The sequence below is a fragment of the Halosaccharopolyspora lacisalsi genome (assembly GCF_014137975.1).
GTDB lineage: Bacteria > Actinomycetota > Actinomycetes > Mycobacteriales > Pseudonocardiaceae > Halosaccharopolyspora > Halosaccharopolyspora lacisalsi.
Genome location: NZ_JACGWZ010000001.1, coordinates 182,906 through 208,787, shown reverse-complemented (window position 1 = coordinate 208,787; position 25,882 = coordinate 182,906). Strand labels below are relative to the sequence as shown.

Here is a 25,882-nt window from a genome sequence, read left to right as displayed (position 1 = left end):
ACAAGTTCGCCCCGAACCGCGCCGGAAGGTGACTGGCACACTCGAAGTGTGTACGAGCAACGGCAATCGGTGATCGCGGGTGCGGTCGTGTGGCGGACGACCGTCACCGGACCGGGGGACGTGCTGCCCGACGGGTGCATGGACCTGATCCGGATGGACGGTGATGTCGTCGTCGCGGGCCCGGACACGCGACCGCACGAGGTGCGGGGACGCGCGGGTGATCACTACGTCGGCCTGCGTTTTCCGCCGGGTGCGCTGCCCGGGCTCCTGGCGGTTCCCGCCGCCGAGCTGCGCAACACCCGCGTGCCGCTGACCGAGCTGATGGGTGACGACCGGACGAGAGCGTTCGTCGAACGGGTCGCCGAGGCGGCCGATCCCGGAGGTGCGCTGGAGAGCTTCGCACCCTCGAACGCCGCGCCGGACCCGCGAACGTCGGCGATCGTCGGACTGCTCCGCGAGGGCGCGGCGGTGCCCACGGTGGCCGAGCACGTGAACCTGAGCGAGAGGCAGCTGCACCGCCGGTGCCTGCGGCAGTTCGGCTACGGCCCGAAAACGCTCGCGCGGATCCTGCGCTTCCGGGCCGCGCTGCACCTGGCCGAGTCGGAGCCCTCCGGCGCGGTGATCGCCGCTCGCACCGGCTACGCCGACCAGGCGCACCTGATCCGGGAGACCAGGGACCTGGCCGGCGCGAGCTTCGCGAAGCTGGTCAGCTCGTGAAGGTCGCGAACAGGTCCACGGGGTTGCCGTCGGGATCGAGCACGGTCGCGTAGCGCTGCCCCCAGGGGGCGTCCCACGGTGCGTGGTGACCTGCGTGCCCCGCCGCAGTGATCTCGGCGTACGCGCTGTCCACCGCGGCCGGGGAGCCGCAGTCGAAGGCCAGCGCCACCCGGTGCCCGCCGGACGGCGGTTTCCACGTGGGGTCGATCGAGCGCACCGCCTCCGCGGTGTCCCACATCAACCGCACTCCGCCCGGCACGATCACGTCCACGTGCGGTTCGGCGTCGGCCCCGGCAGGGATGTCGAGACCGAGCAGGCGGTAGAACGCCAGCGTCTTCGCCATGTCGTCGGCGACCAGTCCCAGAGCACTGAATTGCATCGTCATGGGTGAACCGTAGAGGCCGATCGAGCGTTCGGCATTGAACGAATCGGACACCGGGGCGGCGGATACGGGGACGCTGGACCGCTGGACCACCGGTGGCGGCCGATCTAGGGTTCCGGGATGCGCGAATCACAGCTCGATGCGCTCGCTTCCGCCGCGCGCGAGCTCATCGACACCCGCTTCCCCGATCCGAACGACGTCGAAGGCGCGGCCGCGATGCTCCTGGACGACGGGACGATTCTGACCAGCACCTCCCCCGAAGCGCTCAACCCCAGCACGCAGTTCTGCCACGAGGTGGGCGCCTTCGCGGAAGCGCACAAGCGGGGAAACCCGGTCATCGCGTCGGCGTGCGTGCTCCGCGAGTCCGTCCACCGGTACGTGATCCTCAGCCCGTGCGGCATCTGCATGGAGCGGCTCATCACTCACGGACCGGACGTCAGGGTGGCTGTTCCCGAACCGACGGATTTCACGAACCCCCGCTGGGTGCAGCTCGAAGAAGCACACCCCTACTACTGGCGCAACGTCTGGAGCACCGACCGCGCGGAGTGAACGAAGCCGTTGTGGCATCCTCACCACCGGTTGCTTCGACGAAGACGCCGAGACCGCTTGCTTCGGGCGTTCGAACGCCTGCACCAACTCGCGTCGAGTGATGCCGACTCGCTCCGACTGATCAATCGCATCGCGGAAGAGGGATGACCATGCCCAGCAGCCATCGGGACACGGGCTGGTTCAAGAGCAGCCGCAGGGCGGCAGCCAACGACAACTGCGTGGAGGTGCGGATGACGGGCACCGTCGTCGGGGTCCGCGACTCCAAGAACCCCGACGGCGGCGCCTTCGCCGTCACGCCCCGGTCATGGCGCGCCTTCCTCGATCACGCCAGGGCCGGGGACTTCGACCACCGGAGCTGATCAGCCCGGATCCGAGCCGTACGGCCGGGTGATGGCTTCGAGGTAGTGGCCGGACGGGTCGCAGAAGTACACGCCACGTCCGCCGTGGTTGGTGTTGTACTGCTGGGGCAGCTTGCCGTGCGGATCGGCCCAGTGCTCGACACCGGCGGTTCGGATCCGCCCGTGGATGCCGTCGAAGTCGTCCTCGGTCACGAGGAACGCGTAGTGCTGCGGCGGGAAGTCGATCCCCGGCTCGGCGAACTGGAGCAGGACACCGCCGTCGAGGTGGACGACGAGGAAGACCCCACCCGGCTCGGCCGGGGGCAGGCCGAACATCTCGGTGAAGAAGGACGCCGACCGCTGCTTGTCGTGCGCGGCGATGATCGTGTGGTTGAACAGGGTGGTCATCGAGGACCTTCCGAAAGACCGGCGCCTCCATGCCTGACGCTGTCCGCCACCGACACGCGACGTCGAGAGGGAATCCAAGCACGACCGAAACCCACACCGCAAGACCACCGTGCTTCGGACGTCCTGCGTAAGACTCCACGGGACCGGCTTAAGAAGCCCCACGGATTGGCCTGTGCTGCTGAGCGGGTGGGCCCCGGCCTGGTCCCCTTCCGTTCCGGGGTTTGTGCGATTTTCCCTAAAGTTGTGGCACAACTTTAGGGAAAATCGCACCACCACCGCGGAGGCCGACCACGCGCCGTTGATCGAACAGGCCGAGCGGCTCAGGGTACGACCGGGCGCTGACCGGTGAGCGTGGTCCTCGACGCCAACGTGCTCGTCGCCTGAGACGTCCGGTGTCAGGACGGTCGAACACCCACCAGCCGGGCGGTCCGAACGGAGCGAACGGACCGTTCGGGCATTCGCACCGCCCGAACGGTCCGTTCACCGCGGCGGCGTCAGGGGGTGAACTCGCCCTCCAGCATCTCGGTGACCAGGGCCGCGACCGGCGAGCGCTCCGAGCGGGTCAGCGTGATGTGGGCGAACAGCGGGTGCCCCTTGAGCTTCTCGATCACCGCCGCCACCCCGTCGTGGCGCCCGACGCGGAGGTTGTCGCGCTGGGCGACGTCGTGGGTGAGCACCACCCGCGAGTTCGCCCCGAGTCGCGACAGCACCGTCAGCAGCACGTTGCGCTCCAGCGACTGCGCCTCGTCGACGATGACGAACGAGTCGTGCAGCGACCGGCCCCGGATGTGGGTCAGCGGCAGCACCTCCAGCATCTCGCGGTCGACGACCTCGTCGATGACGTTCTGCCCGGCCAGCGCGCCCAGCGTGTCGTAGACCGCCTGCGCCCACGGCTGCATCTTGTCGTTCTCCCCGCCGGGCAGGTAGCCCAGGTCCTGGCCGCCCACGGAGTAGACGGGGCGGAACACCACCACCTTGCGGTGCTGCTGCCGCTCCATCACCGACTCCAGCCCCGCGCACAGCGCCAGCGCCGACTTGCCGGTCCCGGCACGCCCACCCATGGACATGATGCCGACCTCGGGATCCATCAGCAGGTCCAGCGCGATGCGCTGCTCCGCCGAACGCCCGTGCAGGCCGAAGGCCTCCCGGTCCCCGCGCACCAGCTTGACTTCCTTGTCCGCGGTCATCCGACCCAGCGCGCGCTGCGTTCCCGCCTGCAGGCGCAACCCGGTGTTGGCGGGCAGGTCCCTGGCGTCGTCGACGTCGACCACGCCGTCCTTGAACAGCGCGTCCACGGCGTCCGGTGGAACGTCGACGTCGGCCATCCCCGTCCAGCCGGAGGAGATCACGTCCTGCGCCCGGTACTCGTCGGCGTCCAGGGCGACCGAGGCCGCCTTGACCCGCATCGGCATGTCCTTGGTCACCAGGGTCACCTGATGACCGTCGGCCGCGAGGTTCAACGCGCAGGCCAGGATGCGGGCGTCGTTGGAGTCGGTGCGGAAGCCGGGCGGCAGCACCTGCGGGTCGGAGTGGTTCAGCTCCACGTTCAGCCGGCCGCCCTGCTCGCCCACCGGTACCGGTGCGTCGAGCCGGCCGTGCCGCGTTCGCAACTCGTCGAGCTCGCGCAGCGCCTCCCGCGCGAACCAACCGAGCTCGGGGTGCCTGCGCTTGCCCTCCAACTCGCTGATCACCACCAACGGCAGGACCACGTCGTGCTCGGCGAAGCGGGTCGCCGCCCAGGGGTCGGACAGCAGCACGGAGGTGTCGAGAACGTAGGTGCGAGTGTCTGTGGTGCCGAAAGACTGGCTCGCGGAGCCGGAGGACTCCGCTTGCGGCTGGGAACGTCGTGTGGTCACGGCTACTCCCTCGCGGGCATGGCTGGCCCACGCCCGCACGTCGGCGGGCCGGGTCGCCCTCGTCGCGCCTGGGGGGTGCAACCGCCCGATCCTGCCACGGCCAGGGCCTCCCCGAACGGACCGCATATGGCACGGTCCGTCACACCGGACGCTACCTGCGTCGTCCGCCTCTACACAGGCACCCACACAGGTGATTCAACGGATCGTCACCGCTGGGCCACACGGAGCACACGAGAGCTTTGCTCCGCGCGGGGGACGCGCTCGGCCACCGTCCGGGGGGTCGGGGGTTCGCTCAGCAACGCCGCGTAGCGCTGCGCCGCCGAGACCGTCGGGGGCCGTGCGTCCAACCAGGAGCTCAGCAGCCGCCGTCCCTCCACGTAGGTCGTCGTGTACGCGCGCCACGACGGATGGGACAGGAACCGCACCAGCTGCCGCGCCTTCTCCTCCGAAACGAGCAGCCAACGCCGCAGGTAGGCGAGGACGTCGTCGACGTCGGCGTGGTACTCGTGCAGCATCAGGGCCGCGTCCTGGCGGACCGGGCGCAGCACGTTCATGATCGCGTCCAACCGCTCCGCCCGCTCCCCGTCCAGGTGCAGACCGAGCTCGGCGAAGACCTCCCGGAGCCAGCCACCCCAGCCGGGACCGACGGTGACGACCAGACCGAGCTCGGCGAGTCCCTCCGCCATCAGCGACTGCGGGGTGTTGAGCAGGCACATCGACCGTTCGGACGGAGCCGGGTCGTCGGGAAACCGGTCGGTGTGGCAGTCCTGGGTGTGGTGACCGGGGTAGGCCTCGTGGGCTACCAGGTGTGCCAGGCCGGCCATCCGGACGGTGCTGTCGGCGTTGACGACCACCCGTGACCGGTGATTGCCGAGATAGCTGTGCAGCCCCGACCACGGTTCGCCGGTCACGATCCGATACTCCACGGTCTCCCCCGGAGGCAGGCCGAACACGCCGCGGACGCGTTGCCGCAACGCTCCCGACAACACCCGCACGCACCGCTCGAGGTGATCCGGCGGCACCCGAGTGCTCTCCCGGAACGCCGCGAGCCGGTCGGCCAGGGGGCCGCCACCGGTCAGCAGTTCGTCGAGTTCGGCGTGGGCGCGCCGGTACTCGTCCTGGTCACCGAAGGACACCTCGACCTGGAAGTACTCCCGCAGCTCGCCGCGGAAGGACATGCGGCTGCCGGCCAGTTTGCGTCCGGAGCACTCCAGCGCCCGCAGCTGCGCTTCCAGGAAGGTGCGGCGCCGTCGGGACAGCGGGACCTGGTCCAGCCGGGCACGCAGCCGGGCCGCCGCGCTCGCCAATCGCGCCGGGTCGGGCCGCTCCTCGGCATCGACACGCGCGCGCAATCGCGGATCTCCGGTGTAGGAGTCCACGAAACCCGGTACGAGCCGGCCGAACCGCAACCCGAGCATCAGGTACTCGGTGACAAGCGTGCGCACGTCCATGTCCGGACGATAATGCCCACGCGAGGACGTTCCCAGTCGCAGCGGATCCGGCGGAGCCCCCCCCGAACATGAACAAATATCGGAAAACCCTGATGAACGGAACTTGAGGGGTAAATCCAATGATCACACGATGGTGTTAGTTAGCTTTCGGAGTAGGTGAGTGGCTGTGTATGTTTCACACCGAGTGCGTACCACGGTGGAACTACTGGGGTTCTTTCGAAGTGGACTCCGTGCTCGCATCGCCCGTACCAACAAGGAGCTAACCAAGTGCTGAAGAAGGCAGCTATCATCGGCGGCGCCGCCGCCGGTATGCTCGCGCTGGCCCCCGTCGCCAGTGCCGACACTCACGACAACGACGGCGTGAACGTCCTCAACGACAACAACGCCAGTGTCGTGCCGATTCAACTCTGCGGCAACAACATCAGCGCTGTGATCGGAGTCACCGTCCCTGTCGGATCGCCGCAGGCCAGCGAGTGCGTCAACGCCCCCATCGTGGACCACCCCACCGCAGTGGGCTGACACAGCCGGCACCGAGGACTCCCCTCGACCGGTCGTGGGCGAGGAGATCGGTCCGCACTTCCGAGTCTCCTTTTTCTCACCCGACGCAAGAATCCGGAAGTTCACGCACCCACGATTCGCGGTGGGAGCGTAATGGATTCCGCACTCGGGCGCAGCATCATCCCCAATGATGCGCTTGAGTGCGCTGTCCGGGACACCGTCCGTCCCCAGATTTCACCCAGCTCGAAACAAGGAGAGTGAGTTCCAGTGCTGAAGAAGGCAGCTATCATCGGCGGTGCCGCCGCCGGCATGATCGCGCTGGCCCCCGTCGCCAGTGCCGACACTCACGACAACGACGGCGTGAACCTCCTCAACGACAACAACATCAGCGTGTTGCCGGTCCAGGCTTGCGGCAACAACGTCGCCGTGCTCGGCGTTGTCGTGCCGATCGGCTCGCCGCAGGCCAGCGAGTGCGTCAACGCCCCCGTCGTGGATCACCCCACTTCCGTGAGCTGATCACCACAGCACTACGGGAGGGGCCGGTGATCCGGCCCCTCCTTTGCTGCGTGGGCCACGCGTGGGTCAATAGCCGAATCGGCGGTGGCGAGTCGCGAAGTTGCGCAACGCGCGGAGGAAGTCGATGCGGCGGAACGCCGGCCAGTACGCCTCGCAGAACCAGAACTCCGAGTGGGCGGACTGCCAGAGCATGAACCCCGAGAGGCGTTGCTCCCCGGACGTGCGGATCAGCAGTTCCGGATCGGGCTGACCAGAGGTGTAGAGGTGCTCGGCGATGTGCTCGACATCGAGCCCCTCGGCCAGCTCCTCGATCGTCGTCCCCGCCTCGGCGTGCTGCTGGAGCAGCTTGCGCACGGCGTCGGCGATCTCCCTGCGCCCGCCGTAGCCCACCGCCACGTTGACCTCCATGCCCGAACGCCCCTCCGTGCGCAGGGCCGCCGCCGAGATCCGGGCGGAGATCCGCGTGGGCAGCAGGTCCTGTGCTCCCACGATCCGGACCCTCCACGGGGTACCGGGCTCGGTGAGCTCCTCCACCACCCCGGCGATGATCTCCAGCAGCGAGTCGACCTCCTTGCTGGAGCGCGCCAGGTTGTCGGTGGACAACAACCACAGCGTGACGACCTCGACACCGGCGTCCTGGCACCAGCCGAGGAAGTCGGTGATCTTGCGCGCGCCCGCGCGGTGCCCGTAGACGGCGTCGAAACCCGCTTCCTTGGCCCACCGGCGGTTACCGTCCAGGATCACGCCGACATGTCTGGGAGGCTGGACATCGACGAGTTGGCGGCGCAGGCGCCGCTCGTAGAGGTCATAGATCAGTTCACGTAGCCGAACCTTGAGCGCCACGTTCCATGAGGCTACGCGGATCGTCACCGAGCACGGCAACTCCCTGACCCGACCGTGGCGGCTGTCGCCTTCGTCCGGATCGTCCCGTCGCTCACGCACGAGGTGTTTCACCTCCGGTGGACGACTTCGCCGGTGAGGTGAGGGCAGCCATACCGCCCGCCCGGCCGAACTACCGTAACCTCCGGGGTATGACTAAGGCGTTCTCCTCCCGCCAATCCCTGGCGTTCGTGAAACCACGGTTGCGCGGCTGGATTCACCTCTGGTCACTCGTCGTGGCCTGCGTCGCCGGTGCGGCCCTGATCACGCTGGCCGCAGTCACGGTCTCGGGGCGCGCGGCACTGGGCACCTCGATCTACGTCGCCACCGTGCTGGGGTTGTTCGGCGTCAGCGCGCTCTACCACCGCAAGACGTGGAACACGGTCGGCGCCCGCACCTGGATGCGGCGACTCGACCACTCGATGATCTTCCTGTTCATCGCGGGCACCTACACCCCGCTGGCGATGATGGCCATGCAGCCCACCACGGGAGCGGTCGTGCTCGCGATCGTCTGGGGCGGGGCTCTCGGCGGTGTCGTGCTCAAGCTGGCCTGGCCGAACGGTCCCCGCTGGGTGAGTCTTCCGGTCTACGTCGCGCTGGGGTGGGTGGCCGTGTTCGTGCTGCCCAACCTGCTCAGCAACGCGGGGGTGACCGCGCTGGTCCTGCTGGTGGTCGGCGGGATCCTCTACACGGCGGGGGCGGTTTGCTACGCCGCCCGCAGGCCCGACCCCTGGCCGGAGACCTTCGGCTACCACGAGTTCTTCCACGCGGCGGTGTCGGCAGCCGCCCTCTGCCACCACATCGCCATCTGGCTGGCCCTCTACTCCTGACCGAGGTTTCCGGCCGGATCGTCGTCAGGGCCCGGGTCGCTGTCTCAAAGGGTGAACGGACCGTTCGGGCAGTCACACCGCCAAAACGGCCCGTTCACCACGGCGTCGCCCGCGCGAGCCCGGATCAGTCCCCGAGCGTCGCGACGAGTTCGTACACGCTCGTGACCGGCCGGTCGCACACGAAGCCACGGCACACGTAGGCCGCCGGGGCTCCGTCGACCGACGAGCGCCCGGCCAGTAGCGGCACGCCGCTCGCCTCCGGCTCCCCGGCGAGCGCCACCGCCCCACCCGGAGCGCGCCGCCGCGCGGCGCTGATCAGGGCCGCCCGGTCGCCGCCGGCTTCGCCGGCCACGGCGACCTGGAGCGGCCCGTGTCCGAGTGCTTCGGCGGCGGCCAACCAGTGACCCGCGAAGCGCGGGGCTCGCTGCGCGAGCAGCCCCGCGCGCCCCAGCGCTTGCTCCGCCTCGCGGCGATAGCGCGGAGCGCGGTCCTCGTCCGCGAGGGCGGAGGCGGTGACGGCCGCGGAGGTCAACGCCGCCGCCCCGGAGGGACTGGAGTTGTCGGTGGGATCGGAGGGGCGTCGCACCAGCGCTTCGGCGTCGGAGGCGGTGTCATGGAAGGCACCGGGGTTGTCGGCGTCGGCGAACAGGTCGAACGCGGTGTCCAGCAGTCGGCAGGCCCGCTCGAGCCACTCCGGCTCCGCCGTGGCCTGATGCAGGCTGAGCAGCCCCTCCGCCAGGCATCCGTAGTCCTCGAGCACTCCCGCGGCGTGTCCGGCCGCACCCGCGCGCGAGTTCCGGTACAGCCGCCCGTCACGGAGGTGCACGTCGGCGATGAGGGTGGCCGCCCGCTCGGCGGCCCGAAGCCACTCCGGCTCGTCCAGCGCCGTGGCCGTCTCCACCAGCGCGACGATGGCCATCCCGTTCCAGGCCGTCACGACCTTGTCGTCACGCGGCGGTTGCGGACGGTGCGACCGCGCCTCGTGGAGGAGGTCGCGAACGCGGCGCCACCGCTGCCAGTCGTCGGGGTCGTGACGCAGCTGCAACGTGGATGCCCCGTGCTCGAAAGTGCCCTCCGTCGTCACCATCAACAGCTCGGCGGCCCACGCTCCGTCCTCGGCACCGAGGACCTGACGCAGTTCCTCGGGCTTCCAGACGTAGGTCAGTCCTTCGACACCGTCGGTGTCGGCGTCCAGGGAGGCGGCGAAGCCTCCCTCGGGCGTGTGCATTTCGCGCAGCAGGAACCGCGCGGTTTCCCGCGTCACGCGCTCGGCCAGGGAACCGGCACCGTGACGTCGGGCGAGGTGGGCGTAGGCCCGCAGCAGCAGGGCGTTGTCGTAGAGCATCTTCTCGAAGTGCGGCACGACCCACTTCGCGTCGACGCTGTAGCGGGCGAACCCACCCGCCAACTGGTCGTAGATACCGCCCCTGGCCATGGACTCGCAGACGTCCTCGGCCATCCCCAGCGCGGTTCGGCCGGTGCCCTCGTCGCCGGCGCGCTCGTGGTGGCGCAGGAGGAACTCCACCACCATGGACGGCGGGAACTTCGGGGAGTCGCCGAAACCGCCCGCCTCCGCGTCGAACTCCGAGTGCAGCTGCGACACGGCCGTGGCCAGGGTCTCGTCGTCCACCGGCGACTCGGGCAGCGCGCTGCCCTGGGCGGCCAGCTGCTCGGCCACGTTGGTGGCGGTCCGGCGGACCTCGTCGCCCCGTTCCCGCCACGCCTGCGCGACGGCGTCGAGCAACTGGCGGAACGACGGCATCCCGTGCAGTGGCCGTGCCGGGTAGTACGTCCCGCAGTGGAAGGGCTCACCGGCGGGAGTCAGGAAGCAGGTCATCGGCCATCCGGCCTGACCGGTCATCGCCTGGGTGGCCTCGATGTAGACGGCGTCCACGTCGGGCCGCTCCTCGCGATCCACCTTGATGCTGACGAAGTTCTCGTTCATCACCTCGGCGATCTCGGGGTCCTCGAAGGACTCGTGGGCCATGACGTGACACCAGTGGCAAGCGGCGTAACCGATCGACAGCAACACCGGCACGTCCCGCCGCCGCGCCTCGTCGAAAGCCTCCTGGGACCAGGGCCACCAGTCGACCGGGTTGTCGGCGTGCTGGAGCAGGTACGGGCTGGTCGCCTGTGCTAGCCGCTGTGCCATACCCGCAGCGTCCCATGTCGCGACGACTTCCGTCGCGACGACCGCACTCCCGGAGCAGCCCGCGGCCGGGAATTCGAGTTTCGCGCGAAACCCTGGTTCCATAAAATCCGGTCTCGCGCGAAACCACGCGGCCAAGCCGAAACGATCGACGGGAAGCCCCCTCATGAGCCGCGCCATCGACGTCCCGGACCGGTCACTGGTGGTACTGGTCGGCGCGGCGGGAGCGGGCAAGTCCACGTTCGCCGCCGAACACTTCCTGCCGACGCAGATCCTGTCCAGCGACCACTACCGCGGTCTCGTCTCCGACGACGAGAACGATCAGGGCGCGACCGACGACGCCTTCGAGATCCTGCACTCCGTGGCGGAGAAGCGCCTCTCCAGAGGGCTGCTCACCGTCGTGGACGCCACGAACGTGCACAAACACGCCAGGCAGGGCCTGCTACGGCTGGCTCGCCGACACCACGTACTGGCCGTGGCGATCGTGCTCGACCTGCCGGAGACGGTGTGCGTGCGGCGCAGCACCGACCGCCCGGACCGCTCCATCCGCGCGGGGGTCGTCCGGCGCCAGCACAAGGACCTGCAACGCAGCCTGAAGCCGCTGCGCGAGGAAGGCTTCCACAAGGTCCACGTGCTGCGGGACGAGTCCGAGGTGAACTCGGCGCGGGTTCGGCTGAATCCGCTGCACAACGACAGGAGACACGAGACGGGACCGTTCGACGTCATCGGGGACGTGCACGGATGCCGCCAGGAGCTGGAAACGCTGCTGAGCGAGCTCGGCTACCACCTGAACCGCGACTCGTCGGGCCGGGCGGTCGACGCGCACCACCCCGACGAGCGGCGGGCTCTGCTGCTGGGCGACCTGGTCGATCGCGGACCGGACACCCCGGGGGTGCTGCGGTTGGCGATGGGCATGGCCGACTCCGGCCACGCCCTGGTGATCACGGGCAATCACGAGGACAAGCTGGTCCGCGCGCTGCGCGGTCACAACGTCCGGGTCTCCCACGGACTGGCGGAGTCGCTGGCGCAGCTGGACGAGGCCGGCGAGGGGTTCCGCCAGCGAGTGCTGGATTTCTGCGCCGAACTCCCCGTGCACTACGTGCTCGACCACGGCAACCTCGTGGTCGCCCACGCGGGCCTGCCCGAGCGCTACCACGGCCGCGCCTCACGCCGGGTGCGCGTTTTCGCCCTCTACGGCGACACCACGGGCGAGACCGACGAGTACGGCCTGCCGATACGTTATCCCTGGGCACGTGAGTACCGGGGCAAAGCGGTCGTGGTGTACGGGCACACGCCCACTCCCGAACCCGAGTGGGAGAACCGCACCCTGTGCCTGGACACCGGCTGCGTTTTCGGCGGCAAGCTGACAGCACTGCGCTACCCCGAGCACGAGATCGTCTCGGTCCCCGCGCTGCGGGTCTGGAGCGAGCCCGCGCGTTTTCCGGGGGCGGCGGCCCCCGGAACCAACACTGCTCGACCGACGCGCGAAGAGCAGTGACTCCACGCCTCGGGACAAGCACGCGAAACCGTGTGACTAAGAGGTGCTCTCGCTCTTCGCGCTCCCCGCGTCACTCTCCGTCGTCGCCGACTTCGTCGCGGCGGAGGAAGCTTCGTCGGTCTCCTCCGAGCCCTCGTGATCCGGACTTCCCCGTGATCTCTCGGAATCCCGCTCGGTCCGTTCGGAGTCCTGCTCGGACTGCCGCGCCGCCTCGGCTCGTTTGACGCGGGCCGGGGCCGCCGCCGTGGCCCTGCCCTGGTCGAAGTTGCCGGGCAGACCCCTGATGTGCTTGCTCATGGAGCGGACCAGGAAGACCACTCCGATCAGCAACACGATCAGCAGCAGCAACCCCACCGGGGTGGACTTGCCGAAGCCCGCCCCCTGGCCGCCGTTGGGAGACTCCCCGCCGGGAAAGTCCGGCTGGGCCAGCACGACCGCCACAGTCTCCACACCGCTCACGTTCACACCCGCTCTTCTCCAACCCCGGCGAACAGGTCGTCCTCCGGCAATGTCGTGTCCACCAACGAGCGGACCAGCTCGTAGTCCTCGGTCGGCCAGATCGCGCGCTGGATGTCGAGCGGAACCGCGAACCAGCGGCTGTGCGGATCGATCTGCGTGGCGTGGGCTCGCAGCGCGTCGTCACGCACGTCGAAGTACTTGCCGCACTCGACCCTGGTGGTCACCCGCTCGTGCGGGTCCGGTCGGGACGAGTCCCACTTCGCCAACCACTCCCCGTACGGCGATTCCAGCCCCCGCTCGAGCAGGGCGTCGTGGAACAGCTGCATCCGCTTGCGGGAGAACCCGTGGGAGTAGTACAGCTTCAACGGCTGCCAGGGCTTCCCGTGCTCGGGGTGGATCTCGGGATCGGCGGCCGCGTCGAAGGCTGCCATCGAGATCTCGTGGGTGCGCACGTGGTCCGGGTGCGGGTACCCGCCGGTCTCGTCGTAGGTGATCAGCACGTGCGGGCGGAACTCGCGAATGGCCCCGACCAGATCCCCGGTCGGCCCCTCCAGCGGTTCCACCGCGAAGCAGCCCGTGGGCAACGGTGGTGGCGGGTCGCCCTCCGGCAGGCCCGAATCCACGTAGCCCAACCACCGGTGCTCGACCCCGAGAAGGCTCGCGGCCTCGGCCATCTCCGCACGCCGGATCTCCGGCAGGTTCTCCACGACCTCGGGGCGCTCCATCGCCGGGTTGAGGATGCTGCCCGCCTCACCGCCGGTGCAGGTGACCACCATCACCTCGTGCCCCTCGTCCACATAACGCGCTGTGGTGGCGGCACCTTTGCTCGCCTCATCGTCCGGGTGCGCGTGCACGGTCATCAGACGCAGCTTATCGGCCATCGCCGGAGTAATCCTTTCCGTTCGCCTCGGACCGGCCCCGCTGACCGTGACCGGAACACCCCAGGGATACTCAACGTGGGCGCCGGTCCCCATTGTTCCCGAAGGACCGACATTTTCTCCACGGCCCACGAAGGGGTGAGACTCCCGTGACAGATCAGCAGCCCCCGGAGGGGCGTTACGGCGTGCGCCCCCGCAAGCGCTCACCATCGAATCGGATGCGGTGGTTACTGACCGCCCTGGTGGCCCTGGCGGGCCTGGGCGCGGCGTTCGTGGCCTACGACAACCTGGGCAGCGCCCCCATCGAGGGCAAGCGGATGACCTACCGGGCACTGGACGACAATTCGCTGCGCATGACCCTGGAGGTGCGCCGGGACCAGCCGCGGCGCCCGGCTGTGTGCGTCGTCCGCGCCCGGTCGCTGGACGGCACCGAGACCGGCCGCAGGGAGGTCCTGGTCCCGCCGAGTTCGGGGCTGTCCCACCCCACCACGGTGATCACCACCAGCCAGCCTCCGGTGGCCGGCAACGTGTACGGATGCGACTACGACGTTCCGGAGTACCTGCTCGAACCGACACGGCCAACCGGGTGAAACACCGCCACAGCGGACTGATCGTCGGACGAAATCAATCCCCGAGTGGCCTCGCTCGTGTTATCGTAGGCACAGCACGGTCCCGGTACGGGCCGTGTTTTTCCATTCCGTGCCTCACGGGGCTCGGAGGGTTCCGGCCCGCGGAGCGCGGAGCCGCCGTCTACGAGGAGTGGTGACCGTGAGCGAGACCCAGGCGACCTGGCTGACCCAGGATGCTTACGACCGGCTCAAGACCGAGTTGGACGAACTCGTGGCCGGCCGCCCGGTGATCGCCGAGAAAATCAACGAGGCCCGCGAGGAAGGCGACCTCAAGGAGAACGGCGGTTATCACGCGGCCCGTGAAGAGCAGGGGCAGATGGAGTCCCGCATCCGCCAGCTCCAGGAGCTGCTGCGTACGGCCCAGGTCGGCGACATCCCCACGGAGTCCGGTGTCGCTCGCCCCGGCTCGGTGCTAACCGTGCGTTACGAGGGCGAGAACGAGAACGAGAAGTTCCTGCTGGCCAACCGGGAGGAAGGCGCTCACGGGGAGCTGGAGGTGTACTCGCCGAGCTCGCCGCTGGGCCAGGCGCTGCTGGACGCCCGCGAGGGCGAGACCCGCGAGTACGACCTGCCCAACGGGGGGACCATGCGAGTCACCCTGGTCAAGGCCGAACCCTTCTCCGGATAGACGGAGACACGGATTGAGTCGCTTAGCGGTGCAGGTGGGGGGACCTCAGCGAGGCAGCGTCTGAGGTCCCCCCACCCGGCCCACCGCGCAGACCGGCCCGCGGATTCCGCTATTCGTCGTTGGCCAGGTTCTCCAGTAGTGGGCGCACCCGCGGGGGCACCGGGGTGGACAGTGCGATCGAGGTGGAGGTCCGCCGCACCGCGGGCACGGCCACGACCGTGTCGATGACGCGCTGCAGGTCCGCGTTCGAGCGCGCCACCATCCGCACGAACAGGTCCCCCTGCCCCGTGGTGGCGTGCACTTCGCACACCTCGTCGATGGCCGCGAGGCGCTCGGCGACCGTGGCCCGCTGCCCCTGGGCGATCTCCAGCACGGCGAAGGCGGTCAACCCGTATCCCATCGCCGCCAGGTCGAGTTCCGGGGGAAACCCCCGCAGCACTCCGCGCCGCACCATGCGATCCATCCTGGCCTGGACCGTGCCGCGGGCCACTCCCAGCCGACGCGAGCACTCCAGCACCCCGAGCCTCGGTTCGTCGGACAGCAGCAGCAACAGCCGCGCGTCGAGCCCGTCCAGCGGATCGTCGTCGCCCGTGGGAGCCATGTCACACCTCCTGGTCAGTCTGATTGCCGTCGGCACCGATCGTCGGCCGCTCGTTGAGCAGTTTGTACAGTAATCGAAGCCGCCATTGCTCAAGATGCCCCGGGCTCGCACGCTGGGATCACCAAGCTCGCGAGAAGTGCAGGAGGGCATCGTGACCAGCACCGCCAACCCCCGCACCGGGGAGATCGACGCCGTCACCTTCGACCAGATGCGCCAGCTCGTCGGACTGGTCGACCACGACGCGTCGCGGGACCCGTTCCCCGTTCGCTCCCTGGACGCCGTGGTGTTCGCCGCGGGCAACGCCACCCAGAGCGCCCTGTTCTACCAGAGCGCCTTCGGCATGGAACTGATCGCCTACACCGGCCCCGAGCACGGCAACCGGGACCACAAGTCCTACGTGCTCAAGTCAGGATCGGCCCGGTTCGTCATTCAGGGCGCGGTCGACCCCGCCAGCCCACTGGCCGATCATCACCGCAAGCACGGGGACGGCGTGACCGACATCTCGCTGGAGGTCACCGACGTCGACCGCTGCGTCGAGCACGCCCGCGCCCAGGGAGCGACCGTGCTCGAGGAGCCCAACGACGTCTCCGACGAGCACGGCACCATCCGCAGGGGCGCCATCGCCACCTACGGCGAGACCCGGCACACCCTCATCGACCGCTCCGGCTACACCGGGCCGTACCTGCCGGGCTACGTCGCCAGGACGAGCGGCTACCGCAAGCCGGCCGAGGCTCCGAAGCGGCTGTTCCAGGCGGTGGACCACTGCGTGGGCAACGTCGAGATGGGCGAGATGGACCGGTGGGTCGACTTCTACAACCGGGTCATGGGCTTCGTGAACATGGCCGAGTTCGTCGACGACGACATCATGACCGACTACTCGGCGCTGATGAGCAAGGTCGTGGCCAACGGCAACCACCGGGTGAAGTTCCCGCTCAACGAACCCGCGATGGGCAAGAAGAAGTCGCAGATCGACGAGTTCCTGGAGTTCTACGGGGACTCGGGCTGCCAGCACATCGCGTTGGCCACCAACGACATCCTCACCACGCTCACCGAGATGCGCGCGGCCGGGGTGGAGTTCCTGGCGACCCCGGACTCCTACTACGACGACCCCGAGCTGCGGGCGCGCATCGGTGAGGTGCGGCTGCCGATCGAGACGCTCAAGGAGCACGGCATCCTCGTCGACCGCGACGAGGACGGGTACCTGCTCCAGATCTTCACCAAGCCCATCGGTGACCGCCCGACCATGTTCTTCGAGCTCATCGAGCGGCACGGTTCGCTCGGCTTCGGCATCGGCAACTTCAAGGCCCTGTTCCAGGCCATCGAGCGGGAGCAGGAACTGCGCGGCAACCTGTAGCCGCCCGCCGAGCTCCTCCCCGGCACTCGGGCGATCCCGGCGCCACCCGTTCAGCGGTGTCGGCGGTCTTCGACACACCACCGACACCGCTGCGGTGCCGCCGAGAAGCGGCCCGTGCGCGTGCCGTTGGGTATCCTCGGTGCAGCGCCCGGACGGGTTCGCAGCCGCCGTGGGACGGCGCCCGTCACAGCACTGTCCTGGGAGGGCTCATGGCACGGCTGACCTCCACCGCGGGCATGATCCCGCTGGTCACCGGTATCGCCACGGCCACGGCACTGTCCGGTGCGGCGGTGTTCACGGTGGCCAGCGCCGGTTGCGAGGACCCCGGCAGGTACCGGGTGCGGGGCGGAGTCGTCGAACTGGTCGGCGGCTGCGTCACCAGGCAGGATTTCCCGCCCGCCCCCGTACCCGATCCCCCTGTCCGGCACCCCCTCGGCGTCGACACCACGGTCACCGCCCCCGTACTGCGCCCCTGACCCGCCGCGGTGGTTTCACGATTTTCCCTAAAGTTGTGGCACAACTTTAGGGAAAATCGCACAAACCCCGGCACGGACGGACCCAGTCCGGAGCCCGCACCGCTGCGCAAGCCGAGCCGTGCATCCTTCTACCCCAGCGCGGTCCGGAGGTCCTCGACCAGGTCGTCGGCCTCCTCGATGCCGACCGACAGCCGAACCAGCTCCGCGGGCACCTGCAGCAGTGATCCCTCGGTGCTGGCGTGGGTCATCCTGCCGGGATGCTCGATCAGCGACTCGACCCCGCCCAGGGACTCGGCGAGGGTGAACAGTCGGGTGCGGGCGCACATCTCCAGCGCCGCCTCCGGGCCGTCGGCGTGGAGGAAGGAGACCATGCCGCCGAAGTGCCGCATCTGCTTGGCGGCGACCTGGTGGGCGGGGTGCTGCTCCAGGCCCGGGTAGATCACGTGGGAGACCTTCGGGTGGTTCTCCAGCGCCTCCACGACCCGCTCCGCGTTGCGGCTGTGCCGCTCCATGCGCACCGCCAGCGTCTTCAGGCCACGCAGCGTCAACCACGCGTCGAAGGGGCCGGGCACGGCTCCGGCGCTGTTCTGCAGGAAGCCGACCTGCTCGGCGAGCTCGTCGTCGGAGGTCACCACGGCGCCGCCGACCACGTCGGAGTGGCCGCCGAGGTACTTCGTCGTCGAGTGCACGACGACGCCGGCGCCGTGCTCCAACGGCTGCTGCAGGTGCGGGGAGGCGAAGGTGTTGTCCACGGCCAGCCGCGTGCCGGTGTCGTGGGAGAGCTGGGCCAACGTGGACAGGTCGGCGATGTTGAGCAGGGGGTTCGTCGGCGTCTCGATCCAGAGCATCTTGGTGTTCGGGCGGATCGCCGCGCGCACGGCGTCCACGTCGGAGACCGGGACGGGGGTGTACTCCACGCCCCAGCCGCTCAGGACCTTGTCGATGAGGCGGAACGTGCCGCCGTAGGCGTCGTCGGGGATCACGAGGTGGTCACCGGGACGCAGGGCGGCGCGCAGCACCGCGTCGGTGGCCGACATGCCCGAGGCGAAGGCGTGCCCGTGCCTGCCGCCCTCCAGCGAGGCCAGGCACTCCGCCAGCGCGGTGCGGGTGGGGTTGCCGGTGCGCGAGTACTCGTACCCGGCACGCTGCTGCCCGACGCCGTCCTGGGCGTAGGTGGAGGTGGCGTGGATCGGCGTGATCACCGATCCGGTCGCGGGGTCCGGTTGCTGGCCCGCGTGAATCGCGCGGGTGGCGAAGCCGTCGCTCATACCGGAAGCCTACGACGCCGGGCGACGGCGATCCGCGCGGGCCGCCCGCGACCCCGCACGACTCATCCCCAGTGTCGGAGCGGGCCGGGCTGCTGGAGTGGGCCGGGCTGCTGCGAATACTGGGGCTGCTGGTAACCCTGTTGCGGATAGCCCTGCTGTAGATAACCCTGCTGCGGTTGCTGGGGGCAGCCCTGCTGGGGGTACTGGTAACCCTGCTGCGCGTAGGCCTGCTGGGCGTACTGGGGGTAGGCCTGCTGCGCGGGATGACCGGGCTGCCGGGCGTACTGCTTCACCGCCCCGAGGTAGCGACTGGTCGTCGGCGAGGAGGCCAGCACGATTCCCGCGATCGAGAAGACCAGGACCGAGACCGAGAGCAGCAGGAGCCCCTGCGGTGGTCCCGGCGACGTGGTGAAGGACGCGACGACGACGAACCCCGAGGGAAGCACCGACAGCGCGAGCCCCACGATCAGGAGCCAGCGGCCGAAACCGCGCCGGACGAACAGCGCGACGGAACCGATCAGCGAGGGCACCGAGAGCACGAAGGCGATTCCCGCGGCGACCGCCATACCGCCGACCTCGACATCGGGGGCGGTGATGATCAGGGCCGACACACCCACGATCCAGGTGACTCCGATCAGCAGACCGAGCACCGCCGCCACGAGCGTCGTGATGCCGCTGGGTTCCCCGGCGGGAGCGCCCCACCACTGCGGATACCACTGCTGATACTGCTGCGCGTACGGGTACGGCTGCTGGTACTGCTGAGCGTGAGGATCGTACTGGTACGGCTGCTGGGGAACCTGCTGGTACGGCTGCGGGGGCTGCGGGGGCTGCTGCCCGTGGGGCTGGGGCTGCACGGCGGGCACCTACTTCCTGACGCCGGACGAAAGTGGCCCCCGACGCCTGGTCGGGGGCCACTGGACTCGATCAACCGGTCACCACTGGGGTGGCTGACCCGGCTGCTGCGGCGGCTGGCCGTACGGCGACGGACCACCGGGCTGCTGCCCGTAGGGCGCCTGTGGTTGTTGCCCGTAGGGAGCCTGCGGCTGCTGTCCGTAGGGCGCCTGCGGCTGCTGCCCCGGCTGCGGGGGCATGCCCTGATGCTGAGGCTGGGGCGGCATGCCACCGGACTGCGGGGGCATGCCCGGCTGACCGAACGCACCCGGCGGCGGCCCGTAGCCACCGGCTGCGGCCGGGGCGGCGCCACCGGAAACGTAGGAGCGGGTCTGCGGCAGCATCGCGAGCACACCCACCGCGGCGGAGAGAAGCAAGGACACGATCTGGACCGCGGAGAAGTACGAGACCATGTTGATGATCACGGAGATCACGAACACCGCTGCGGCACCAGCGGAGAGTAGCGGCCCCACCTTCTTGCGAGCGTTGATGAGCAGCCCGCCCGTCACCATCGTGAGGGAGACGATGATCTGAACAACGAGCAGGAAGATGACCAGCCCGAAGGACGGCAGCTCCACGTCGGGCGTGCTGACGCCGTACTGCTCGCCCATCTGGCCGTACTGGTCCATCATCTGCTGGGCCTGCTGGAGCTGCTCGTAGCTGCCCATGAACATGATCAGCACAATGATCTGGAGCACCGCGAGCAGACCACCGAGGCCGACTGCGGTCCAGGCCGCCCCCATAGCGACGCCCTTGTTGGGATCACCGGCCTTGCCCATGCCCGGCATACCGGGCTGGCCGGGCGGGGGCATCCCGGGCTGCCCGGGAGGAGGGGGCTGCTGAACGAACGGCTGCTGAGCGGGGAATCCACCGCTCGGGGTGCCCGGCTGTCCCTGGGGCGGAGCCATGCCGGGCTGCTGGGGCGGCTGCTGCGGGTATCCCGGCTGCTGCCCGGCCAGGCCGGGCTGTTCGTACATCGGCTGCGGCGGCTGCATGGACGGCGGCACGACCTGCGTCGAGCCGCCCCCCTCCTGCGGAGACTGCTGCTCCTGCGGAGGCTGCGCCGGCCGGACGACCTGCGTGGAGTCGGCACCGGAAGGCTGTCCGCTCTCCTGCTGCGGCTGCTGCTCCTGCGGAGGCTGCGCCGGCCGGACGACCTGCGTGGAGTCGGCACCGGAAGGCTGTCCGCTCTCCTGCTGCGGCTGCTGCTCCTGCGGAGGCTGCGCCGGCCGGACGACCTGCGTGGAGTCGGCACCGGACTCGTTCTGGTTGGCGGAACTGCCGTCCTGCTGGCCGTCGGGCTCTGGCTGTCCCTGCTGACCGTCAGCGGGCGGTTGCGGAGAGCTCATCGAGTTTCCTGACCCCCTTGGGCATGAATCTGGGCGCGTGCGCCCAGCAGACTATCCGATCACGTGGCAGCATAGTGCCCACGTGTAACGATTGGTCACCGACCGGCGATGAACGCGAGCACGTCCTGCCGGGTCACCACGCCCGCCGGCTTTCCGTCCACGAGCACCATCGCTCCGTCCGCATTGGTCAGCGCGGTCATCGCGGAGCTGATCTCCTCGCCCGCGCCGATCGTGGGCAGCGGCGGCGACATGTGCGTCTCCACCCGGTCGGCGAGATTGGCCTTCCCCGCGAACAGGGCCTGCAGCAGGTCCCGCTCGTTGACCGCACCGGCGACCTCGGCGGCCATGATCGGCGGTTCCGCGTTGACCACCGGCATCTGGGAGACGCTGAACTCCCGCAGGATGGTCACGGCCTCGGCGACCGTCTCGTTCGGATGCACGTGCACCAGCTCGGGAATGGTGCCGTCCTTGCGGCGCAGCACGTCACCGACCGAACCACCGCTGTGGTCCGGCGACAAGAACCCGTAGGAGGCCATCCACGAGTCGTTGAAGACCTTGGTGAGGTAGCCGCGACCCCCGTCGGGAAGCAGCACGACGATCACGTCGTCCGGTCCGGTGCGTTCGGCCAACCGCAGCGCCGCCGCGACGGCCATTCCGCAGGAGCCGCCGACCAGCAGGGCCTCCTCGTGGGCCAGCTGCCGGGTCATCCCGAAGGAGTCCGCGTCGGAGACCGCGATGATCTCGTCGCAGATGTCGTGGTCGTAGGTCGTGGGCCAGAAGTCCTCGCCCACTCCCTCCACCAGGTAGGGCCTGCCCTTGCCGCCCGAGTACACCGATCCCTCCGGGTCGGCGCCGACGATGCGCACGCGACCGTCGGAGACATCCTTGAGGTAGCGGCCCGCGCCCGAGATCGTGCCGCCGGTACCGATACCGGCCACGAAGTGCGTGATGCGCCCCTCGGTCTGCTCCCAGATCTCCGGACCCGTGGTGTTGTAGTGCGACTCGGGGTTGGCCGAGTTGTTGTACTGGTTGGGCTTCCAGTACCCCTCCTGCTCGGCCAGCCGGTCGGAAACGCTGTAGTAGGACTCGGCGTGCTCCGGCGGCACGGCGGTCGGGCACACCACGACCTCGGCGCCGTACGCCTCCAGCACGTTGCGCTTGTCCTCGCTGACCTTGTCCGGACACACGAACACGCAGCGGTAGCCCTTGCGCTGGGCCACCATCGCCAAGCCGACCCCGGTGTTGCCGGAGGTGGGCTCCACGATCGTGCCGCCGGCGCGCAGCTCCCCGGACTCCTCCGCGGCCTCGATCATCCGCAGCGCGATCCGGTCCTTGACGCTGCCCCCGGGGTTGAAGTACTCGATCTTGCTCAGTATCGGTGTCGACAGTCCCCCACCGAGGGCGTTCAGCTTCACCAGCGGGGTGCTGCCGACCAGGTCGGCCACGTGCTCAGCGTAGTCCACCGTGCGAGTCCTCTCCCTTGTCTCCGCCTGTGACCCGGAGCCTAATCGTCGACCACGGCGCTAACCCAAACGGTCGGTGTGACGACATACGGCTCGGGAACGAATCGAACCGCCGCTGTGTCACCACCAGTGCGGAGGTCGTCGAGCACGCACACTGTGCGCGGAGGCCGTTTCGCGCGAGTCACGAGGAGGGACGATGATCGGGCTGAGACTGGTCCGGCTCGCCGCGTTCGCGGCGGGCACGCTCGGTGGTCTGTCCGGAGCGGCCTACGGACTGCTCAACGGGCAGTCCCGGCACGCCCGGCGAGTGATCGGCCCTCCGGAGAACGCACCACTGCGCGCGGACGGCATCCACCTGCCCGACGGCACGGACCCCCGACCGTCGGACGGGATCGCTCCGCTGGAACTGGCGATCATCGGTGACTCCACGGCCGCCGGACTCGGGGTCGACGTGCCCGAACAACTGCCGGGCGTGCTGCTGGCACGTGGCCTGGCCGCCGAACTCGAACACCCGGTGGCGCTGAGCACCCACGCGATCGTGGGCACCACCAGCCGCGAGCTGGACGCGCAGGTGGACGAGGTGCTGCGCCGCCCACCCCGAGTCGTGATCATTTTCATCGGGGCCAACGACGTCACCTCGCAACTGCCCGCGCACAAGAGCACCCAACTGCTCGGGCAGGCCGTGCGGCGGCTGCGAGCAGCGGACGTGGCCGTGGTCGCGGGGACCTGTCCCGATCTCGGGGCGATCCGCCCGATCCCGCAGCCGTTGCGCTCCGTGGTCCGCACGATGAGCCTGTCGCTGGCCAAGGCGCAACGACGCGTGGTCGAGGAGGCCGGCGGTCACGCGGTGCCGTTGGCGGATCTGCTCTCCCCCGAGTTCCTGACTCATCCCACCGAGTTATTCAGCCGGGATCGCTTCCATCCCTCGGCCGCCGGGTACGAAGCCGTCGTCGAGGTACTGCTGCCCGCCCTGTGCCACGCGCTCGACGCCTGGGAGGGCGCACCGCTGCCCCACGCGCCCACGCGCTCCTCGGCCGCGGAGGCCAGGAGGCCGACGCAGCGCCTCGTCACGTGGCTGAACCGGCGGCTGAAACAACGGAAGGGCAGCTGACCTCGCATACCACGTGGTCGGTATCGTGACGCGCATCACCGCACAACAAGCCCCGGCGGGCCTACAGTGAGCGCGAGCAACCCGTCGCCTCCGCCCGTTCGCGGGAGGAAGGGAGCATCCCACCATGCCCGAAGCCGTCATCGTCTCCACCGCGCGCTCGCCCATCGGACGCGCGAAGAAGGGGTCGCTGGCCGACATGCGCCCCGACGACCTCACCGCCACGATCGTGCGCGCGGCGCTGGACAAGGTCCCCGAGCTGGATCCCCGTGAGCTCGACGACCTGATGCTGGGCTGCGGCCTGCCCGGCGGGGAGCAGGGATTCAACATGGCCCGCGTGGTCTCGGTGCTGCTCGGTTACGACCACCTGCCCGGAACGACCATCACCCGCTACTGCTCGTCGAGCTTGCAGACCACCCGGATGGCGCTGCACGCGATTCGCTCCGGTGAGGGCGACGCGTTCGTCAGCGCCGGTGTCGAGCTCGTCTCGCGGTTCTCCAAGGGCAACTCCGACTCGCTGCCGGAGACCCAGAACCCGGCCTTCGACGAGGCCCAGGAGCGGACGCGGCAGCGGGCCGAGCAGGGTGCCGAGGACTGGACCGACCCGCGCGAGTTCGACCAGCTGCCCGACGTCTACCTGCCCATGGGGCAGACGGCCGAGAACCTGGCCCTGACCAAGGGGATCAGCCGCGCCGAGATGGACGAGTTCGGGGTGCGTTCGCAGAACCTCGCCGAGAAGGCCATCGCCAACGGGTTCTGGTCGCGGGAGATCACCCCGGTGACCACCCCGTCCGGCGCCGTCGTCGACGCCGACGACGGTCCGCGCCCCGGTGTGACGCTGGAAGGGGCCTCCCAGCTCAAGCCGGTGTTCCGCCCCGACGGGCGGATCACCGCCGCCAACGCCTGCCCGCTCAACGACGGTGCGGCCGCCGTGGTGGTGATGAGCGACACCAAGGCCAAGCAGCTCGGCCTGACCCCGCTGGCCCGCATCGTCTCCACCGGAGTCACCGCGCTCTCCCCGGAGATCATGGGACTCGGTCCGGTGGAGGCGTCCAAGCAGGCCCTGTCCCGGGCCGGGATGAGCCCGGGCGACATGGACCTCGTGGAGATCAACGAGGCGTTCGCCGCCCAGGTCATCCCCTCCTACCAAGAGCTGGGCGTTCCGCTGGACAGGCTCAACGTCAACGGCGGTGCCATCGCCGTGGGGCACCCGTTCGGGATGACCGGTGCGCGCATCACCACGACCCTGCTCAACTCGTTGCAGTGGCACGACAAGCAGTTCGGCCTGGAGACGATGTGCGTCGGCGGGGGCCAGGGGATGGCCATGGTCCTCGAACGCCTCAGCTGATCGCTGCCTCTTCCATGGCTCGGCTTGCGTAGCAGGTCGGGCGGGGGGACTCAGGCAGGTCGGCCTGCGTACACGGATGCAGAGCGGCTCCGCCGCTTTCTGCAAGAACCCCTTACGGGGAAACCGCGGACCGGTGACCGGAGCGGCCCGTGAACCGCCGCTCCGGCGACCCCGGGTAACCACCAGCATGGTTTCTGGGGTTACCCGGTTTCGCGCGAAACCGGGTAACCCCAGCCCCTCACACACGAAGCGCCTGCCACCTCGGTCGAGGTGACAGGCGCTTCGCCACGTCGTCGAGCCCCCGCGTCGTCGGCTCGGACTCCGTCGTCAGTCGCTCTGGAGGTAGGACAGCAGACGCAGGATCTCCAGGTACAGCCAGACCAGGGTCACCATGAGCCCGAAGGCGACGTACCAGGCGAACTTGGCCGGCACGCCCTGGTGGATGGCCTTGTCGGCGGCGTCGAAGTCCAGCAGGAAGCTGAACGCCGCGATGCCGATGCACAGCAGGCTGAAGCCGATCGCGAGCGGACCACCGTCGCGAATGCCCAGCGGCATCCCGAACATGCTCATGAGCAGGTTGACCACCATGAGCACGGCCACGCCGGCCATCGCACCGATGATCCACTTGGTCAGCTTCGGCGTGACGCGGATCGCTCCGGTCTTGTAGACCACCAGCATCGCCGCGAACACGCCCATCGTGCCGACGATGGCCTGCATCACGATGGCCGGACTGAACATCGAGGCGAAGGCCCAGCTGATCCCGCCGAGGAACACGCCCTGGACCGCCGAGTAGGCGATGACCAGCCCGGGGCTCACCTTCTTCTTGAAGATGACCGCCAGCGCGAGCACGAGCCCGATCAGCATGGCGGGCAGCGCCAGCCCCATCGCGGCCTGCCCACCGACCAGGAAGGTCGCGGTACCGGTTCCGAGGGCGATGGCCAGCGTGGTGGCCGTCTTGGTGACCACGTCGTCGATGGTCATCGGGCGCTCGGCCTGCGGCGGAGCCGCGGTGGGCGCTTGGCCGGGCGCGACACCCACGCCGCCGCGGCCGTAGTCGAAGTTCGCGGACCCGCCCCCTGAGGGCAGGTTCTTGAACGCGGGGTTGCTCGTTGTGCGCAACTCATCCTCCTGGGCGTTCGTGCGCCGTCACAGGTACAACGACCGAGCCCGGCGGTCGGTTCCCGTCTCGTGTAAAGACGATTTTACCCCCGGGACTGATCGGGGCACCGATCGGAAACTACCCGCTCGCACCGGGCAGCACGAGTAACGATCACATTGCGTTGAATACTGCGCGGGCAACCTTGGCGGGACGCTGCTGCCCGTGGTGAGCTCCACCGTCCCAGCACCCCATGCTACGGC

The 25,882-nt window shown here is 69.3% G+C and carries 26 protein-coding genes and 1 pseudogene; 13 read left to right on the top strand and 14 right to left on the bottom strand.

Annotated elements, in window-relative coordinates:
* The first annotated feature begins 48 nt into the window (after positions 1-48).
* Positions 49-717 carry a helix-turn-helix domain-containing protein gene (locus FHX42_RS27225; RefSeq protein ID WP_182542210.1) on the top strand — a complete coding sequence of 223 codons (669 nt, stop codon included), beginning with the start codon at positions 49-51 and terminating at the stop codon, positions 715-717.
* On the opposite strand, the gene FHX42_RS01045 is transcribed toward FHX42_RS27225, so the two are convergent.
* Positions 707-1,102 carry a VOC family protein gene (locus FHX42_RS01045; RefSeq protein ID WP_182542209.1) on the bottom strand — a complete coding sequence of 132 codons (396 nt, stop codon included), beginning with the start codon at positions 1,100-1,102 and terminating at the stop codon, positions 707-709. The two genes, FHX42_RS27225 and FHX42_RS01045, sit on opposite strands and share 11 nt — an antisense overlap.
* 117 nt (positions 1,103-1,219) lie before the next feature.
* On the opposite strand from FHX42_RS01045, the gene FHX42_RS01040 reads away from it, so the two are divergent.
* Positions 1,220-1,648: a cytidine deaminase gene (locus FHX42_RS01040; RefSeq protein ID WP_182542208.1), complete on the top strand. Its 429-nt coding sequence runs from the start codon at positions 1,220-1,222 to the stop codon at positions 1,646-1,648.
* 143 nt (positions 1,649-1,791) lie between these two features.
* On the top strand, positions 1,792-2,007 hold the full coding sequence (locus FHX42_RS01035) for a DUF397 domain-containing protein (protein ID WP_407926189.1): 216 nt from the start codon (positions 1,792-1,794) through the stop codon (positions 2,005-2,007).
* Here FHX42_RS01035 and FHX42_RS01030 read toward each other — a convergent pair whose 3' ends face one another.
* The 3 genes from FHX42_RS01030 to FHX42_RS01020 form a co-directional block, all read right to left on the bottom strand.
* Complete coding sequence (locus FHX42_RS01030; protein WP_182542206.1) at positions 2,008-2,394, bottom strand: VOC family protein; 387 nt, start codon at positions 2,392-2,394, stop codon at positions 2,008-2,010.
* Between the two features lie 494 nt (positions 2,395-2,888).
* Positions 2,889-4,250: a PhoH family protein gene (locus tag FHX42_RS01025; RefSeq protein WP_182542205.1), complete on the bottom strand. Its 1,362-nt coding sequence runs from the start codon at positions 4,248-4,250 to the stop codon at positions 2,889-2,891.
* Between the two features lie 206 nt (positions 4,251-4,456).
* The gene (locus FHX42_RS01020) at positions 4,457-5,701 is read right to left on the bottom strand and encodes a DUF885 domain-containing protein (protein WP_182542204.1); all 1,245 of its coding nucleotides are present in this window, start codon (positions 5,699-5,701) and stop codon (positions 4,457-4,459) included.
* A gap of 267 nt (positions 5,702-5,968) precedes the next feature.
* On the opposite strand from FHX42_RS01020, the gene FHX42_RS01015 reads away from it, so the two are divergent.
* Both FHX42_RS01015 and FHX42_RS01010 read left to right on the top strand, forming a co-directional pair.
* Entirely contained in the window at positions 5,969-6,220 is a 252-nt protein-coding gene (locus FHX42_RS01015; RefSeq protein ID WP_182542203.1) for a hypothetical protein, read from the top strand.
* 246 nt (positions 6,221-6,466) lie between these two features.
* Positions 6,467-6,715 carry a hypothetical protein gene (locus FHX42_RS01010; RefSeq protein ID WP_328795825.1) on the top strand — a complete coding sequence of 83 codons (249 nt, stop codon included), beginning with the start codon at positions 6,467-6,469 and terminating at the stop codon, positions 6,713-6,715.
* A 66-nt stretch (positions 6,716-6,781) separates the two neighbouring features.
* Here FHX42_RS01010 and FHX42_RS01005 read toward each other — a convergent pair whose 3' ends face one another.
* Positions 6,782-7,558, bottom strand: a complete 777-nt coding sequence (locus FHX42_RS01005) for an isoprenyl transferase (RefSeq protein WP_182543421.1) — start codon at positions 7,556-7,558, stop codon at positions 6,782-6,784.
* Positions 7,559-7,746: 188 nt separating this feature from the next.
* Here FHX42_RS01005 and trhA point away from each other — a divergent pair, with 188 nt between their 5' ends.
* Complete coding sequence (gene trhA, locus FHX42_RS01000; RefSeq protein ID WP_182542202.1) at positions 7,747-8,424, top strand: PAQR family membrane homeostasis protein TrhA; 678 nt, start codon at positions 7,747-7,749, stop codon at positions 8,422-8,424.
* Between the two features lie 124 nt (positions 8,425-8,548).
* On the opposite strand, the gene FHX42_RS00995 is transcribed toward trhA, so the two are convergent.
* The gene (locus FHX42_RS00995) at positions 8,549-10,576 is read right to left on the bottom strand and encodes a thioredoxin domain-containing protein (RefSeq protein ID WP_182542201.1); all 2,028 of its coding nucleotides are present in this window, start codon (positions 10,574-10,576) and stop codon (positions 8,549-8,551) included.
* 163 nt (positions 10,577-10,739) lie between these two features.
* On the opposite strand from FHX42_RS00995, the pseudogene FHX42_RS00990 reads away from it, so the two are divergent.
* Positions 10,740-12,032 (top strand): annotated as a pseudogene (locus tag FHX42_RS00990) (AAA family ATPase); the annotation flags it as partial.
* A gap of 75 nt (positions 12,033-12,107) precedes the next feature.
* Here the strand turns inward: FHX42_RS00990 and FHX42_RS00985 are convergent.
* Positions 12,108-12,530: a hypothetical protein gene (locus tag FHX42_RS00985; RefSeq protein ID WP_220479410.1), complete on the bottom strand. Its 423-nt coding sequence runs from the start codon at positions 12,528-12,530 to the stop codon at positions 12,108-12,110.
* Positions 12,531-12,532: 2 nt separating this feature from the next.
* Positions 12,533-13,411: a mycothiol conjugate amidase Mca gene (gene mca / locus FHX42_RS00980; protein ID WP_182542199.1), complete on the bottom strand. Its 879-nt coding sequence runs from the start codon at positions 13,409-13,411 to the stop codon at positions 12,533-12,535.
* Positions 13,412-13,557: 146 nt separating this feature from the next.
* On the opposite strand from mca, the gene FHX42_RS00975 reads away from it, so the two are divergent.
* Complete coding sequence (locus FHX42_RS00975; protein WP_328795824.1) at positions 13,558-13,998, top strand: DUF4307 domain-containing protein; 441 nt, start codon at positions 13,558-13,560, stop codon at positions 13,996-13,998.
* 178 nt (positions 13,999-14,176) lie between these two features.
* Positions 14,177-14,665 (top strand): transcription elongation factor GreA, encoded by a 489-nt coding sequence (gene greA, locus FHX42_RS00970; RefSeq protein WP_182542198.1) that lies wholly within the window; start codon positions 14,177-14,179, stop codon positions 14,663-14,665.
* 109 nt (positions 14,666-14,774) lie between these two features.
* Here the strand turns inward: greA and FHX42_RS00965 are convergent, their stop codons facing one another.
* The gene (locus FHX42_RS00965; RefSeq protein WP_182542197.1) at positions 14,775-15,266 is read right to left on the bottom strand and encodes an Lrp/AsnC family transcriptional regulator; all 492 of its coding nucleotides are present in this window, start codon (positions 15,264-15,266) and stop codon (positions 14,775-14,777) included.
* Positions 15,267-15,474: 208 nt separating this feature from the next.
* Here FHX42_RS00965 and hppD point away from each other — a divergent pair, with 208 nt between their 5' ends.
* Together hppD and FHX42_RS00955 are read left to right on the top strand one after the other, a co-directional pair.
* Positions 15,475-16,620: a 4-hydroxyphenylpyruvate dioxygenase gene (hppD, locus tag FHX42_RS00960; RefSeq protein WP_235986956.1), complete on the top strand. Its 1,146-nt coding sequence runs from the start codon at positions 15,475-15,477 to the stop codon at positions 16,618-16,620.
* Positions 16,621-16,829: 209 nt separating this feature from the next.
* Positions 16,830-17,096 (top strand): hypothetical protein, encoded by a 267-nt coding sequence (locus FHX42_RS00955; RefSeq protein WP_182542195.1) that lies wholly within the window; start codon positions 16,830-16,832, stop codon positions 17,094-17,096.
* 128 nt (positions 17,097-17,224) lie between these two features.
* Here FHX42_RS00955 and FHX42_RS00950 read toward each other — a convergent pair whose 3' ends face one another.
* From FHX42_RS00950 to FHX42_RS00935, 4 genes are all read right to left on the bottom strand, one after another.
* Positions 17,225-18,364, bottom strand: a complete 1,140-nt coding sequence (locus FHX42_RS00950; RefSeq protein WP_182542194.1) for a cystathionine gamma-synthase — start codon at positions 18,362-18,364, stop codon at positions 17,225-17,227.
* Positions 18,365-18,426: 62 nt separating this feature from the next.
* Positions 18,427-19,227 (bottom strand): hypothetical protein, encoded by an 801-nt coding sequence (locus FHX42_RS00945; protein ID WP_182542193.1) that lies wholly within the window; start codon positions 19,225-19,227, stop codon positions 18,427-18,429.
* A gap of 69 nt (positions 19,228-19,296) precedes the next feature.
* The gene (locus FHX42_RS00940; protein ID WP_182542192.1) at positions 19,297-20,604 is read right to left on the bottom strand and encodes a hypothetical protein; all 1,308 of its coding nucleotides are present in this window, start codon (positions 20,602-20,604) and stop codon (positions 19,297-19,299) included.
* A gap of 95 nt (positions 20,605-20,699) precedes the next feature.
* Positions 20,700-22,067, bottom strand: coding sequence for a cystathionine beta-synthase (locus FHX42_RS00935; protein ID WP_182542191.1), 1,368 nt, complete (start codon positions 22,065-22,067; stop codon positions 20,700-20,702).
* A 196-nt stretch (positions 22,068-22,263) separates the two neighbouring features.
* Here FHX42_RS00935 and FHX42_RS00930 point away from each other — a divergent pair, with 196 nt between their 5' ends.
* Together FHX42_RS00930 and FHX42_RS00925 are read left to right on the top strand one after the other, a co-directional pair.
* Entirely contained in the window at positions 22,264-23,178 is a 915-nt protein-coding gene (locus FHX42_RS00930) for an SGNH/GDSL hydrolase family protein (protein ID WP_182542190.1), read from the top strand.
* A 124-nt stretch (positions 23,179-23,302) separates the two neighbouring features.
* The gene (locus FHX42_RS00925) at positions 23,303-24,523 is read left to right on the top strand and encodes an acetyl-CoA C-acetyltransferase (RefSeq protein ID WP_182542189.1); all 1,221 of its coding nucleotides are present in this window, start codon (positions 23,303-23,305) and stop codon (positions 24,521-24,523) included.
* A 327-nt stretch (positions 24,524-24,850) separates the two neighbouring features.
* Here FHX42_RS00925 and FHX42_RS00920 read toward each other — a convergent pair whose 3' ends face one another.
* Positions 24,851-25,642, bottom strand: a complete 792-nt coding sequence (locus FHX42_RS00920; protein WP_182542188.1) for a Bax inhibitor-1/YccA family protein — start codon at positions 25,640-25,642, stop codon at positions 24,851-24,853.
* Positions 25,643-25,882: the final 240 nt, after the last annotated feature.

What these genes read in the sequence shown, in the direction of transcription:
- FHX42_RS01045 (WP_182542209.1), bottom strand. Translation starts at nt 1,102, where the DNA reads ATGACGATGCAATTCAGTGCTCTGGGACTGGTCGCCGACGACATGGCG.
- FHX42_RS01040 (WP_182542208.1), top strand. Translation starts at nt 1,220, where the DNA reads ATGCGCGAATCACAGCTCGATGCGCTCGCTTCCGCCGCGCGCGAGCTC.
- FHX42_RS01035 (WP_407926189.1), top strand. Translation starts at nt 1,792, where the DNA reads ATGACCATGCCCAGCAGCCATCGGGACACGGGCTGGTTCAAGAGCAGC.
- FHX42_RS01030 (WP_182542206.1), bottom strand. Translation starts at nt 2,394, where the DNA reads ATGACCACCCTGTTCAACCACACGATCATCGCCGCGCACGACAAGCAG.
- FHX42_RS01020 (WP_182542204.1), bottom strand. Translation starts at nt 5,701, where the DNA reads ATGGACGTGCGCACGCTTGTCACCGAGTACCTGATGCTCGGGTTGCGG.
- trhA (WP_182542202.1), top strand. Translation starts at nt 7,747, where the DNA reads ATGACTAAGGCGTTCTCCTCCCGCCAATCCCTGGCGTTCGTGAAACCA.
- FHX42_RS00995 (WP_182542201.1), bottom strand. Translation starts at nt 10,576, where the DNA reads ATGGCACAGCGGCTAGCACAGGCGACCAGCCCGTACCTGCTCCAGCAC.
- mca (WP_182542199.1), bottom strand. Translation starts at nt 13,411, where the DNA reads ATGGCCGATAAGCTGCGTCTGATGACCGTGCACGCGCACCCGGACGAT.
- FHX42_RS00965 (WP_182542197.1), bottom strand. Translation starts at nt 15,266, where the DNA reads ATGGCTCCCACGGGCGACGACGATCCGCTGGACGGGCTCGACGCGCGG.
- hppD (WP_235986956.1), top strand. Translation starts at nt 15,475, where the DNA reads ATGCGCCAGCTCGTCGGACTGGTCGACCACGACGCGTCGCGGGACCCG.
- FHX42_RS00955 (WP_182542195.1), top strand. Translation starts at nt 16,830, where the DNA reads ATGGCACGGCTGACCTCCACCGCGGGCATGATCCCGCTGGTCACCGGT.
- FHX42_RS00950 (WP_182542194.1), bottom strand. Translation starts at nt 18,364, where the DNA reads ATGAGCGACGGCTTCGCCACCCGCGCGATTCACGCGGGCCAGCAACCG.
- FHX42_RS00940 (WP_182542192.1), bottom strand. Translation starts at nt 20,604, where the DNA reads ATGAGCTCTCCGCAACCGCCCGCTGACGGTCAGCAGGGACAGCCAGAG.
- FHX42_RS00930 (WP_182542190.1), top strand. Translation starts at nt 22,264, where the DNA reads ATGATCGGGCTGAGACTGGTCCGGCTCGCCGCGTTCGCGGCGGGCACG.
- FHX42_RS00925 (WP_182542189.1), top strand. Translation starts at nt 23,303, where the DNA reads ATGCCCGAAGCCGTCATCGTCTCCACCGCGCGCTCGCCCATCGGACGC.